At 57.6% G+C, this 12,531-nt stretch carries 11 protein-coding genes; 6 read left to right on the top strand and 5 right to left on the bottom strand.

Features of this window, described 5'->3' with window-relative positions; genetic code table 11:
* Window positions 1-226: 226 nt before the first annotated feature.
* Window positions 227-1,342, top strand: coding sequence for a hypothetical protein (locus ACQ4N7_RS26985; protein WP_430714536.1), 1,116 nt, complete (start codon window positions 227-229; stop codon window positions 1,340-1,342).
* A 592-nt stretch (window positions 1,343-1,934) separates the two neighbouring features.
* Window positions 1,935-2,426: a hypothetical protein gene (locus ACQ4N7_RS26980; RefSeq protein ID WP_430714535.1), complete on the top strand. Its 492-nt coding sequence runs from the start codon at window positions 1,935-1,937 to the stop codon at window positions 2,424-2,426.
* A 380-nt stretch (window positions 2,427-2,806) separates the two neighbouring features.
* On the opposite strand, the gene ACQ4N7_RS26975 is transcribed toward ACQ4N7_RS26980, so the two are convergent.
* Together ACQ4N7_RS26975 and ACQ4N7_RS26970 are read right to left on the bottom strand one after the other, a co-directional pair.
* Complete coding sequence (locus tag ACQ4N7_RS26975; protein ID WP_430714534.1) at window positions 2,807-3,253, bottom strand: single-stranded DNA-binding protein; 447 nt, start codon at window positions 3,251-3,253, stop codon at window positions 2,807-2,809.
* Complete coding sequence (locus tag ACQ4N7_RS26970) at window positions 3,250-5,784, bottom strand: sugar phosphate nucleotidyltransferase (RefSeq protein ID WP_430714533.1); 2,535 nt, start codon at window positions 5,782-5,784, stop codon at window positions 3,250-3,252. The genes ACQ4N7_RS26975 and ACQ4N7_RS26970 overlap by 4 nt, the downstream gene beginning before the upstream one ends.
* A 358-nt stretch (window positions 5,785-6,142) precedes the next feature.
* Here ACQ4N7_RS26970 and ACQ4N7_RS26965 point away from each other — a divergent pair, with 358 nt between their 5' ends.
* From ACQ4N7_RS26965 to ACQ4N7_RS26955, 3 genes are all read left to right on the top strand, one after another.
* A complete protein-coding gene (locus tag ACQ4N7_RS26965; RefSeq protein WP_430714532.1) occupies window positions 6,143-6,325 on the top strand; it encodes a hypothetical protein in 183 nt (60 codons plus the stop codon).
* On the top strand, window positions 6,322-7,065 hold the full coding sequence (locus tag ACQ4N7_RS26960) for a class I SAM-dependent methyltransferase (RefSeq protein WP_430714531.1): 744 nt from the start codon (window positions 6,322-6,324) through the stop codon (window positions 7,063-7,065). Before ACQ4N7_RS26965 ends, ACQ4N7_RS26960 begins: the two co-directional genes overlap by 4 nt.
* A 229-nt stretch (window positions 7,066-7,294) precedes the next feature.
* Window positions 7,295-8,056 (top strand): SH3 domain-containing protein, encoded by a 762-nt coding sequence (locus tag ACQ4N7_RS26955; protein ID WP_430714530.1) that lies wholly within the window; start codon window positions 7,295-7,297, stop codon window positions 8,054-8,056.
* Window positions 8,057-8,111: 55 nt separating this feature from the next.
* Here the strand turns inward: ACQ4N7_RS26955 and ACQ4N7_RS26950 are convergent, their stop codons facing one another.
* Both ACQ4N7_RS26950 and ACQ4N7_RS26945 read right to left on the bottom strand, forming a co-directional pair.
* Complete coding sequence (locus ACQ4N7_RS26950; RefSeq protein WP_430714529.1) at window positions 8,112-10,022, bottom strand: serine hydrolase; 1,911 nt, start codon at window positions 10,020-10,022, stop codon at window positions 8,112-8,114.
* 48 nt (window positions 10,023-10,070) lie between these two features.
* Complete coding sequence (locus ACQ4N7_RS26945) at window positions 10,071-10,847, bottom strand: RNA methyltransferase (protein WP_430714528.1); 777 nt, start codon at window positions 10,845-10,847, stop codon at window positions 10,071-10,073.
* Between the two features lie 189 nt (window positions 10,848-11,036).
* Between ACQ4N7_RS26945 and ACQ4N7_RS26940 the strand changes: the two genes are divergently transcribed.
* Window positions 11,037-11,594, top strand: coding sequence for a hypothetical protein (locus ACQ4N7_RS26940; RefSeq protein WP_430714527.1), 558 nt, complete (start codon window positions 11,037-11,039; stop codon window positions 11,592-11,594).
* A 103-nt stretch (window positions 11,595-11,697) separates the two neighbouring features.
* Here ACQ4N7_RS26940 and ACQ4N7_RS26935 read toward each other — a convergent pair whose 3' ends face one another.
* Window positions 11,698-12,411, bottom strand: a complete 714-nt coding sequence (locus ACQ4N7_RS26935) for a response regulator transcription factor (protein WP_430714526.1) — start codon at window positions 12,409-12,411, stop codon at window positions 11,698-11,700.
* Window positions 12,412-12,531 lie beyond the last annotated feature (120 nt).

Genomic DNA, 12,531 nt, shown 5'->3' with positions numbered 1-12,531 from the left:
TGTCGCTCGTAACTTCGCGCTCAATCTCTACCGCTCCAACGCCTTCTCCAATATGGCTCAGGCTGAACGATTCTGTAAATTCGGCCTAGATACACTCAAGACCGTTTTTAGAATGAAATAGCCCTGGTATAAAAGCATTCTGGAACGCCTTGGTGCAGATCCTTCCGTAAATCATGAGAAAATTGCTAAAACGCTTGAGGCATTAGAATATAAAAGAAGCGAGATTTTGCAGGAACTTGAGCCTCGAAGACCTCGAAATTATCGTATTTTGTCAGAAATACAAGATTCTGCTCGTGATTTCTTAGCAAGTCAAGCTGAGAAAGACTATGAACAACTTGAGAAAATTGTAATCAATCTAGTTCTCTTTGCGAATAGTAGACAACCCTCTCAATCAATTCTTTCAGAAGTAATTAATAAATTAGCTGTTGAAATAGCACAAAATTCCGACCACATAAGTCCATATCGCCTTCGTCTTGCCTACAAGCTTGATGAATTAATGAAGTCTATATCATCACGCTTAATCTTAGGTTCGGCTGGTTCTAACACTGATAGTGACTATCAATCACTTGTCAATGAACTACGTTCTCGGATCAATCTTTTGTCGGGTCAATTCAATAGCTTACTTGAAGCTAGACGGGAAAGTGAGGTCGAAGTAAATAAACGTGTGCAGGAAATTGCTAGCCTCACTCGTAATATCTCTGATTTACATAGAGCTATATCTAACCGTGATGCTGATATTGCTACTTTACAGAAGAATGCTTACGATCTGACGGAACTAAATCGCAGGAAAGAGGAGCAAATAAATAATCTACAGAATTTAATATCTGAACTGCGAAGAGAGATTCAGGATGCAGTAGAAGTTGATCAAAGAAAACAGTCTCAGCTTAACTATTTACAGGATCAGCTATCCCAACTAAATCAAGAGAAGAGAAATCTTCAGAAAAAGATTCAAAATGTAACCGAATATGCTCGTAGAAAAGAAGCGGAAGCTTCGGACTTAGAGAGTGAGAAGTCTCGGTTAGATCTTCAAAGATTAGAGTTGCAACGACAGTATCAGTCGCTACACCAAAACTATCAACAGAAGCAAGATGAGATAGCTAATTTAAAGAAGAAACTAGAAGATCTATCCAAAACTAATCAATCTAAACCCCAAACTCCTACATCCACAACGTCACAGGCATCTATCAAGCCAGTTGCAACTAAACAGAAAATTTCAGTACAAGAGTGGAAACAAATTTCCAATCAAAGCGATTATGTGTATGTGAAGGGATATCGCAAACAAAATGGTACATGGGTCGATGAATACTATAGAAGACCACCAAGAAGAAGACGCTCAAAATAGTGAACTTTCAGCAGCCCAACAATCGCATTGCAGCGGACAGTTGAGAGGTTTTTCGTCTATCGTTTGAGTCCTTTCGCTGCCGCTGAATGCAATCGTTATCACGATCGCTACCAAAGCAGTTTAGCTGCCACTTTTTGACGGGTGCATAGAGACGCCTCGTCATGGACCGCCGTGATGCCAAGACCAAGAAGCCCTAAGGCAGACCGACAGGTTCGCCAGAAACCTTAATTCTATTCAGAGGGCCATCAATTCCCGTTTGCACTGCGTCAACGGAGAAAATTACTGCTCCAACGGTGCTCCAAACAGAATCGACGGAGAAAAATATAGAATCGACGGTGCTCCAAACAGCATCGATGGAGAAAAATACAGAATCGACGGTGCTCCAAACAGAAACAATGGAGAAAAATATAGAATCGGCGGTGTTCTAGAGCGAATCCGAAGGGCTTGTCACCAGGAACCTACGCCATTTTGCCTATTGATAGCTTGATACATATCAGCTCCCGTATATTTACAGACGCTATCAGGAGTTCCTATAGAAGATTAATGGAAAAGTGCATCGCGGGATGCATCATCCCCTACTTAAAAACCTGAAATGAACAATCAAACCGTAACGGCTACACTATCTACCCAAGAGGTTTCAGAAATTCTGGCTCAGCTTAAAGCAGTTCGTGAACAGCTTGACTTCCTGCTCGGCCTAACACCCCAAGAGCGGCGTCAAATACCAAAAATGGGCCTCAAATCCCAAACATTTACGACTCGCGCCCTAGACATGGCCGCCCAGCATATCGATATGATGCCGCGCCATCTCGATATCGAAGAAGCCCGCCGCGATCTGGCTCTCTTTGAAGCGCTGAACCCCATTTTGCAAGCCGTGAACCACTTCAAAGAACTGCTAGAAGATACCCAAATGCTCGCCGGTAGCGAAGCCTATGCCGCAGCCCGACTCGCCTACAACTCCGCCAAAGTGACCGGCAAAAATAGAGGACTCGATGACGTTATCGAAGATCTCTCTCAGCAGTTTCGCAAAACGCGCCGACAAAGCGCGACCGCTCAATCTCCCGCTCCCCAGTCGCAGACAGCCTAGCTTACCCTGCATAGCGATCGCTCGGCTGTAGGGTGTGTTGTGGCAAAGCCCAACGCACCGCCAGGTTTGAGCCTGGTGCGCCACGCCAAGCGATGACGCACCCTACGGTAATCAATGCGTTCTCACCAGCTCAAAAACCATCGCCCCGATCGTTACCGAAAAGGCAACGATCGGGGCGATAGTCTTTTTGGCAGAGCAGTGCCGATGCTCAGCCCCACGTTATGGCCAGAGTCACCTGGTGGTCTGGCAAGCCTTAACTTGTAGGTTGGGTGGCGCGTTAGCAGAACCCAACAGGGTTGATTGCTGTTGGGTTCCACTTCGTTTCACCCAACCTACGAGAACCCCAATTTTTAGTTTTGACGCTGCACCCGACCTATTGTTTAGAACGGAATGTCGTCGTAGCTGGGGGCAGGTTCAGCCGTGGCGCTGGGGGCTTTGGCTTTTGCCGGTCGAGAGGCAGCGGGGCTGGGGGTAGCCGCCGGGGCCGCTGCCGCAGCGGGGGGAGCCATGGGCATAGTGCCCAGGTCGCCCACGCTGTAGATGCGCTGCACCGTCATTTCTACCTGCTTTTCTTTATAGCCCTCGGGGCGCTCGACCACGTTCATGGCCAGACGCCCCTCCAGCAGCACCCGCTGGCCCGCCTGGTACTGGGCCTGAATATCCTGGGCCAGGTTGCCCCAGCCCACCACCTTCATTTGAGACGACGGATCGCCTTCTTTGAGGCCCGGAAACTGCACCATAAACTCGGCCACGGGGGTCTGGTTGTCAGAGGTGTAGCGCAGCTGGGGCGACTGCACGATCTCGGCCATTAGCAGGCAGTTGTTCATAGCAACACGGTCTCCTTAATAATCCCCTGTTCTTTGTCGATGAAGTTTTGCACGTGCTGCTGATACTTGGCCAGGGTCGTATCGAGCCATTCGCGGCTCTGACTGTTGCCGTAGATATGCACCAGCGGCTCGCCAGCATCGGGCAGCACTAGCACCCAGTCGTCAGGGTTGTCACCTAAGATTTTAACGCCATCGATCAGCTCCAGCCGCTCGGGCGGGTTCTCTTCGACCAGGTAGCGCATCAGAGCGCCCTTGACGGTCCAGGGGCAGCGCAGGGTTTGCATGCGGTAGGCCATGCGGGGTAGCTCTGACCAGATTTGCTCTAGCGATCGCTCCTGAATGGTCAGCAGCTCGATCAGCTTGGCAATGCAGAACATGGCGTCGAAGCCGGGGTGCAGCTCGGGGAAGATAAAGCCCATCTCGCCGCTGCCGCCGAGCACCACGTTGGGGTTGGTCTGGCAGGCTTCCATCAGCGCCGTGGGGTTGGCCTTGGTGCGAATTACCCGACCGTCGTGGCGGCGGGCGATGTGTTCGATCGCCCCGGAGGTGTGTACAGGGACGACGATCGTACCGCGCGGGTGGGTGGTCAGCATCATGTGCGACATCAGGGCCGTGAGCACCTCGCCGCGAATGGTGGTGCCCACCTCATCGACCAGGATGAGCTGCTCGCCGTTGGCTGACACCTGCGCCCCAAAGGTGGCTCGCAGCGCCTGCACCACCTGACCCAGCTGGCTCAGCATGACCTCGCGCTCGTCGTTGGAGAGGGCCATCTGCCGCAGGCTGGCGTTGAGCACGACCGCGTCGCAGTCAAACTTGCCCAAGATCTGGGGCAGCACCGCCCCCGATACCGCGTAGAGGTAGTCGATCACGATCTTGGCCTGGCTGTTGGTGACGGCATCAATATTGAGGTGCTTCTCAAAGGCGGTGGTGTAGGTCGAAACCACGCCCGTGGGGTAGGTGACGGTGCCGATTTCGTGGATGGGCGATCGCCGCAGGTCTTCTTTAAAGTAAGCGCCCTCGATTTTCTTCTCTTTGCCCTTGGGAATGTCGATGCCGTGCTCGTCGAAGAACTCAATCAGCACGTAGTCGGGGCGATCGGGGTGCAGGCGCACGTGAATGCCCCCCGCCACGCCCATCTGGGCCAGCACGCTGCGGGCTACCGGAATCGCCGTCGCCTCCAGGTTTTGCACGTTGACGCCCACCGACATGAGGCCGGCAATCAGCGATCGCGACACCATACGCGAAATGCTGCGCTGATCGCGCGAGACCGTCACGTGGGAGCCGGGCTTGAGGGTAGACCCGTAGGCGGCCCCCAGCTTGACGGCAAACTCGGGGGTGATGTCGATATTGGCCAGCCCAGCCACCCCTCGCTGGCCAAACAGGTTGCGCTGGGCAGTGTTGCCCCAGATAAGGTTAATGTTCAACGTTGCACCTGACTCGATTTGCTTACTCGGCCAGACCCTTACGCCGGGGCTAATTTGCGCCTCTTCGCCCACCGTAGACAGAGGGCCAATCACTGCCCCCTCCAGCACGTGAGAGCGGCGATCGACCCGCGCCCCCCGAGCGATAGAGCAGGCCCGCAGGTGGGCCTCATCGCCCACAATGGCCCCGTTCCAAACGATCGGTCGCTTGAGGTCGGCATCGCAGCCGATGGTGACATTGTCGCCAATCACGGTGCCCGGTTCGAGCACGGTACGAGCGCCAATGCGGCAGTTGTTGCCAATCATCACCGGCGGATTGATCTGAACCGTTGGATCTATCTGGGTATTCTCACCGATCCAAACGTCAGAAGATGTCTCAGGGTAAGCATAATCGACCACAACTTTGCGGTGCAGGGCATCGTACTGAGCCTCGCGGTAGGCCTCCAGGTGGCCGACATCGCACCAGTAGCCGTCGGCGACGTAGCCAAACATGGGCTCGCCCTTTTCCAGCAGCAGCGGAAACAGGTCTTTAGAGAAGTCAGACTCTTCGTTGACGGGCAAATAGTCGAGCACTTCGGGTTCGAGAATGTAGGTGCCGGTGTTGACCGTATCAGAAAAAATTTCGCTGGTGGAAGGCTTTTCTAAAAACCGCTGAATCCGCCCTTCGTTGTCGGTAATGACGACGCCAAACTCGATGGGGTTGGGCACTCGGGTCAGCACCAGGGTGGCCTTAGAGCCATTTTGCTTGTGAAATGCGATCGCCGCCTGGAGGTCAAAGTCGGTCACGCTGTCGCCGCTAATGACCAAAAACGTGTCGTCTAGCAAATCAGAAATATTTTTCACGCAGCCCGCCGTACCCAGGGGCTGGTCTTCTTCGACGGCATAGGTCATCTGCACGCCAAAGTCGCGCCCGTCGCTAAAGTAGTTGCGCATCACGTCGGGCAGGTAGTGGAGCGTCGCAATGATCTCGGTAATGCCGTTGCGCTTGAGCAGGTTAACAATGTGCTCAGCAATGGGGCGGTTGAGAATTGGCACCATTGGCTTGGGCAAGTCACAGGTCAATGGCCGTAGACGAGTCCCTGAACCACCAGCCATAAGCACTGCACGCATATTGTCTCCTTCCTGCTTGAAAACATCTTCCCGATGGGAACCCCGCTCAGTGGCGAGGCGTCAGCTCATCAATAATTGAGTGAAATTGGATTGGACAGATCGCTCTGTCTCTGGATATATCGTCTCTCGATACATCTATTACTTTACCCCGGCACTGACCTGCCCGAGGATAGATTAGAGTAAATGTACCTAATCTATCTCTATCTCAGGTGGGATCTGTGCTGCGCCGCTATGTGCCTCCCTTTCTCCAGTCTTGGGGGTCAACACTAGGGAAATAGAGGCCTTAACGGGCCACCAACCGGGAACAAGGTTGGTATTGTAGAAGCATAGGTGACCCGGGTAGAAAGGAGCAGTGACTATGAGTACATTGATCGTGCTTTTGCTGGCCGGTATTTACGGCGGCGGAGCCTTTAAGTTTTGGACGGGGTTTAATCGCACCAACTTTAGCCAGGGCAGGGTTAAGTTCACCCTGCTGTGGCCGCTGTTTTTGGCCCTCAATAAGTCGTACCGCGAAAACTTCAGCCGGGCTCTGAAGGGATGAAAGGCGACGGCACGAAAGGCGCAGGGCCAAAAGGCGATGGCAGGGGCCGCCTGCCCGCCGACCCCTCTCCCTGGGGAGCGCAGATTCAGGCCGTGGCCCGGCGCTACGACCACGAATTTAGCGGCAAAGCCTTTGACCTGCCCCCCGAGGTCGAAGAAATGCCCGTTTTTCAGGACTGGATTGCCGGTACGCTGACGCCGCGCATCTCGACGCCCTTTTGGGAGGCGGTCAAGCCCCGCAGGCGCGATCGCTGCCTCGATATCGGCTGCGGCATCAGCTTTTTGATCTATCCCTGGCGCGACTGGGAGGCCCTCTTCCACGGCCATGACATTAGCGCAGTGGCCTGTCAGGCTCTGACCTCGCGCGGCCCCCAGCTCAACTCCAAGCTGTTTAAGGGGGTCACCCAGGCCCCCGCCCACCGGCTAGAGTATGAGCCGCACTCCTTTGATATGGCGATCGCCACGGGCGTGAGCTGCTATTACCCCGCCGACTACTGGGCCACGGTGCTACAGCAGGTCAAAAAAATTCTCAAGCCCGGCGGCTGGTTTCTCTTCGACGCCATCGATCCTGAGGCCGAGCTGGCCGAACCCTGGGCCATTCTCGAAACCTACCTGGGGGCCGAAGTGTATCTGGACGCCCTCGATCGCTGGCCTGCTTTGGTTAAGGCTGAAGGCGGACGCGTCGTTTCTACCAAGGACTACGAGCTGTTTCGCCTGTTTAAGGTGAAGTGGGATGGGTAGGTAGCGGTCCCTGAGCGGAGTCGAAGGAACGGTCCCTGAGCGGAGTCGAAGGAACGGTCCCTGAGCGAAGTCGAAGGAACGGTCCCTGAGCGGAGTCGAAGGGGGTGCGTGGTGAGATAGTAGCTTCTCGTTTGCATAATCTTGAACTTTGAACTTTGCATCTTCCCCTTCCTCACGTCTTTGCGCTTTGCGCTACTATTGGCGGCGATGTGGGGTTAGGAGGGGAGTTATGAAGTCATCTACGCTGCTGTGCCTGGGGATGCTGCTGCTGGCCCTGGGTGGCTGCGATCGCGGCGCTGATACCGATGCGCCAGCGGAGGCTAGCCTGCCCGCACAGGGGAGCGGGGCCGAGAGTGCCGCCACAACAGGCTCCGGCGAGGCGGCGGGCGAAACCGTAGAAGCTGGCGGCTTTCGCTCGACTCCGATCAACCCGGCCCGCACCGCTCAGCTGGTGACCCAGGGGGAGGGGTCGCAGGTCAATCTGCGATCGCAGCCCACCACGCAGTCTACCTCCCAGGGCTACGGGCTGGGTGGCGATCAAATTACCCTGCTGCGCCTGGCCGAGGGCGAAGGCGGCTTTAGCTGGTACTACGTCAAGTTTGCTCAGTCGCAGGCAGAGGGCTGGGTGCGCGGCGACTTTGTGGATACAACTAGGCAGGTCGCCAGCACACCCCCTGGCACGGCCCCCGAAATTAGCACTGGACCCTGCGGCGACAGCAACCGCCCCGAAGCCTTTTTTGAAACCAAGTCGTTTTCCATTCACCTGTGCCAGACACCCCAGGGCCTGAGCTACATCGGCATCAACAAAACCAACAACGAAACCCTCGCCACCGCCGACGTGCGCCAAGACCAGGGCACCTATATCGCCATCAACGGCAACTATCAGTACCACATCAGCGATGAAAACCTAGCTGTTTACCAGGTGACGAGCGGCAGCTACAGCCAGCTTGAGAATGAGGACGTGATTCGCCACGAGCGGTTTATGTATTAAAACCTGTGGTTAATGGATAAGGTAACCCTTATCCATTAACCACAGGCTCATCGATCTAACCAGGCGGAATCTCATCCCGCGCGGGCGCTCTCTCCGGCAAATTCATATCCACCGGCTCTACCGCCTCGGGACTCTCGATTGTGTAGGGATTCTCTGCATCTGGGGTGCTGATCGGGGCGGCACCGGGGGTGCCGACTGGGGCGACGCTGGGACTGCCGACCGGGGCCACGGGCTGGGACATCTCGGCGTGGACGGTTTCGGTCATGCGGCGAATCAGCTCGCTGGCGCGACCGTCGTTGGTGGGTCGCTGCACCAGCAGCGCCAGGGTGTAGCGCTTGCCGTTGGGGACATCGACGAGGGCAACATCGCCGAGCATGCCGCCAATATCGCCCGTTTTGTGGGCCGTTAGCGACTTGTCACTGATCCCAGAGGGAATCAGGCTAATGTTTTCGGTGCGCTGCATAATGCTGAACAGGCGATCGCGCGATCGGGGTGTCAGCAGCCCGCCTTGATCGACCAGGGCCATAATCAGCGCCATATCTTTCGCGCTGGTTGTATTGGTGCCGTCTAAGTCGGGCAGAGGGTTGCGCAGCACCGTCTGCTCTAGCCCCCACCCTGCAAAGGTCTGGTTGAGGGCCTCAATGCCCCCCAGGGCGGCAATCATCATGTTGGTGGCGGTGTTGTCGCTAGCCACAATCATGCGGGTCGCCACCTCCAGGGCCGTATATTCAGTGCCCACTGCCTCGCCACGCAGGGTGCCCGAGCCGCCAGCCATGTACTCTTCTTGCAGCACAAGGGACTGGTTGAGGGCCACAGTGCCCGCATCGACCTGCTGCAAAAAAGCGATCAAGATCGGCACTTTAATGGTGCTCGCCGCCGCCACCGGCTCTGCCCCGCCCAGATCGACATACTGCCCCGAGTCGAGATCGACGGCAAAGGCCACGGGAGTGAGACCAGGGGTGAGAGTGGCCAAATTTTCTAGTTCGCCCTTGAGATGGCTAATTTCGCTGGTGAGCCTGAGGCTGGCCACGGTGGTTGCTGCCCCACCCTGTACCAGCGCTCCAGCGGTTTGGGTCGCCTCGCGCGGGGCGGGGGTATCGCCACTGCCCGGAGACGCCACGTTGCTGGGGCTGAGCACTGACAGCAGTGTGCCTGCGATCGCCGCCACCCCGACGCCCAAAATAATCAGCCGAATCAGGTAGAGCAGCGGCAGGGGCGGATTGGCCAGCCGTCGTCGAGCCGTGGCCGCCCGCGATCGCCTTGGGGGTGTGCCCTCGGGTAGAGCACCGGACTCTGGGGCAGGGTGGGGCTCTGGCGCTAGGGTGCGGGCCGCCTGAGCCGCCGCCGTTGCTGGCCCCATAGGGCCGGTCTTTGACCAGCGCCGGGGCTGGGGGCGTAGCGGGGTAACGTTGGCGGGCAAGGCGCTCAGAGGTGAGCTACCCTGACCAGGGGAAGCGGTGCTGCCGCTGGGGTTAAGGGGGCTGGGAGGAATGTTAAGGGTGCTGGGATGAACGCTGTGGGGGTGCATACGCAGCGGCGGGGAGCTGGCCTGGGGCGATCGGGGCTGGGGCTGAGGCGGTGCGGCGATCGGTCGCTGACGGCTTAGCCCGTCTGGCCTGGCCGGCGGCTGAGGGGCCGAGTCACGGGCCGGGCCACGGTTGAAGGTCGGCAGCGAGGCGTTGCGGGCCGAGGGGCGGGCAACTGGCTCGGGCTCTGCGGGGGCACCGCCAAGTGCACCGCCAAAGTCAGGGGTGAGCTGCTGGTGCTGTCGCCACTGATTGCGCCGCCGCGCCTCTGGGTTGGGGCGCTGTAGCCGATCGCCGCCCCAGGCACTGTCGGCTTCGCCCGGCAGCTGCAGCCCGCCGCGCCCGACCCCAGGCTCTGGGGCCGACTCCCCCCAGGGAGACTCGGGTTGGGGACGCCCTGAGGCGGCCGAAAATGGATTGCGATCGTCGTACTGTGCCATCTGACTCACTCACGCCCTGTGTGCCTTCACCCGTCTGCCGCTTTTGAACTAGCCTTGGCCGGAAGCGTTGTCCACAGCCCAGCCTACCTGTCGCAGAATGCCCCTAAGCATAGCCAATTCTTTGCCATCTGGCCCAGCTCGATGCAGCAATCGCCGCAATTTTGCCATCCGGCTGGCGGCGGTATGGGGGTAAAGATAACCGATCTTCAGCAAAATGATTTCTAAATCTCGATAAAACCCCTCCAGCTGATCAAGGGAGGCCGAATGTCCCGCTGCAGCAGCTGTTTCTCTAGCGGGAAAGGCGGCCTCTAGCGCCTCGGCCAGGGCAGATCGGTGCAGCAGGTAGCAGCACACCGCCACCGCCTGGGCCAAATTTAAAGACGGATAGCGATCGCTGGCCGGAATTCGCACCCAGCGCTGGGCGTAGATCAACTCATCGTTACTTAGACCCCGATCTTCGGGACCAAAAATCAGGGCGGCGGCAAAGCACTTGCCGGGGTCGGGGGGCAGCAGCCAGGGCAGCGCCACCTCCGGCAGCTCCAGCGGCTGATCCTGGCGGTGGAGACGGCCTGTGGTAGCGATCGCCCGCTCACAGCCCACCAGCGCCTCGGGCAGGTCAGCCACAACCGTTGCCGCCGCCAGCACATCGTCTCCGTGCACCGCCATGCGCTGCGCCTCTTCCGCCTGCAAGTCACACTGCGGATTCACCAGCACCAGGTGCCGCAGCCCCATGTTCTTCATCACCCGAGCCGCAGCGCCCACGTTCAGTGGCCCCGCTGGCTCCACCAGAACGATGCGAATGTGATCGAGCTGCCAGAGGCCCATGGGGAAAATTCTGTAGGTTTAGCAATCCCCCATGGTAGCGGTCGGGGCTCAGTTAGAGTAGCACCGCTTAGAAAAGCCAGGAAAACCAGCGAAAACCGTGAAATTTTGGCCTTCACTGAGGCCGCTTGGCCCCGATTTGACCATTCAATTCCTAGGATTGTAGGACTTTTACTAACGCTGCTGCTGCCCATGCCTAACCCCTTAAAAGTGCTGCTCTACGAGCCCTACCTGAAGCTGCGAGACTGGGTCGCTCCAGCCCAGGAGCCCGCCATTCCAGAGGGGGAGTTTGTCAGGGGCATCAACCTGGGCGGTGAGGCCGTGGAGATTGGGGGCGATCGCTGGCTGTCTTACCCAGAAGCCCTGGCGGCGGGGCTGACCACACCGGGAACCACCGTTGCCACAACCTATCTCATTCCCGCCCCCTACCCCAGTCGGGGGACGCGCACCATGCTGAATTCCGTCATCTTCAGATCCCACAGGTTAGAGATCGAGCAAACCCTGCCCAACGGCACCTACGACCTCTACCTCTGGATTATGGAAAATTACCAAACCCACTGGCACACCCTGGCGCTGCGGGTGGCCGAACAGCCTGTCGCTACAGGCATTGGCTACCTGCCGGTTCGGGGTTGGGCTCGCTACGGCCCCTACTCCACCACCGTGACCAACGGCAGCCTGAACCTCAGTCTGACCGCTAATCCCAATATCGACGCCCACCTCATGGGCATGAGCCTGTACAGGTATCCTTAGCATTGTGATTCCTTACCCAGGCGCAGGCCCTGCGGCCTGAGAAGTTCTCTGTGGCCAAAGATCGTTCTCAGATACCCATCCACTCCCCCAGTCGCCCACTCCCCTACGCGGCCTCGTCCTCAAACCGATACCCTACCCCGGTTACGGTCTTGACGTAGGTGGGCTGCGACGAGTCGGGTTCTACTTTTTTGCGCAGGCGGGCAATGTGGGTGTCGACCACGCGCTCGTCGCCAAAAAAGTCTTCGCCCCAGAGCTTTTCGATCAGGTGCTGGCGGCTCCAGACGCGGCCGGGGTAGCTCATGAAGGTGGCCAGCAGGTCGAACTCCAGGGGGGTTAGGTCGAGCTGTTCAGCGTCGCTGGGGCCGTTTTGGCGGTGGGCAATGCGCTGGTCGAGGTCGAGGCTAAAGTGGGCGGTGCGGTAGGTCTGGCTGGGGGCCTCCTGGCTGTGGCGCAGGCTGCGGCGCAGCAGGGCACGCACGCGGGCCACTAGCTCACGGGGGCTAAAGGGCTTGACCAGGTAGTCGTCGGCCCCGGTAGACAGGCCAATAATGCGATCGATCTCTTCGCCCCGCGCCGTCAGCATGAGAATGTAGGGGTCTTTGGCCCCCGGCCCCTGGCGAATGCGGGTGCAGACCTCAAGGCCGTCGAGCTTAGGCAGCATCACATCGAGAATAATTAGATCGGGCTGGAGGGTCTGCTGGTAGCGCAGCGCCGCCTCGCCGTCCTCACAGACCTCGCAGGTAAAGCCTTCTTTTTCTAAATAGAGCCGAATTAGCCGGGCAATTTCGGCTTCGTCTTCCACAATTAGAATCAGCACTGCGACCTGATCACCCCCGTGTCACCCAAAGATATCTTGTCTCAGAATATCAACCTTGCACTAGCATACTCACTAAGCGAGTTCCAGCTAGGACTTCATTGGGAGGTGACAGGATGTGGG

Origin of the sequence: Nodosilinea sp. AN01ver1 (genome assembly GCF_050565655.1) — a bacterium.
In the GTDB taxonomy this organism is placed as follows: domain Bacteria; phylum Cyanobacteriota; class Cyanobacteriia; order Phormidesmidales; family Phormidesmidaceae; genus Nodosilinea.
The sequence above is the reverse complement of the archived record's forward strand: the minus strand, read 5'-3'. Positions and strand labels throughout refer to the sequence as shown.

Coding starts and splice junctions, on each gene's coding strand:
- ACQ4N7_RS26980 (WP_430714535.1), top strand. CDS start 1,935: ATGAACAATCAAACCGTAACGGCTACACTATCTACCCAAGAGGTTTCA.
- ACQ4N7_RS26975 (WP_430714534.1), bottom strand. CDS start 3,253: ATGAACAACTGCCTGCTAATGGCCGAGATCGTGCAGTCGCCCCAGCTG.
- ACQ4N7_RS26970 (WP_430714533.1), bottom strand. CDS start 5,784: ATGCGTGCAGTGCTTATGGCTGGTGGTTCAGGGACTCGTCTACGGCCA.
- ACQ4N7_RS26965 (WP_430714532.1), top strand. CDS start 6,143: ATGAGTACATTGATCGTGCTTTTGCTGGCCGGTATTTACGGCGGCGGA.
- ACQ4N7_RS26960 (WP_430714531.1), top strand. CDS start 6,322: ATGAAAGGCGACGGCACGAAAGGCGCAGGGCCAAAAGGCGATGGCAGG.
- ACQ4N7_RS26955 (WP_430714530.1), top strand. CDS start 7,295: ATGAAGTCATCTACGCTGCTGTGCCTGGGGATGCTGCTGCTGGCCCTG.
- ACQ4N7_RS26950 (WP_430714529.1), bottom strand. CDS start 10,022: ATGGCACAGTACGACGATCGCAATCCATTTTCGGCCGCCTCAGGGCGT.
- ACQ4N7_RS26945 (WP_430714528.1), bottom strand. CDS start 10,847: ATGGGCCTCTGGCAGCTCGATCACATTCGCATCGTTCTGGTGGAGCCA.
- ACQ4N7_RS26940 (WP_430714527.1), top strand. CDS start 11,037: ATGCCTAACCCCTTAAAAGTGCTGCTCTACGAGCCCTACCTGAAGCTG.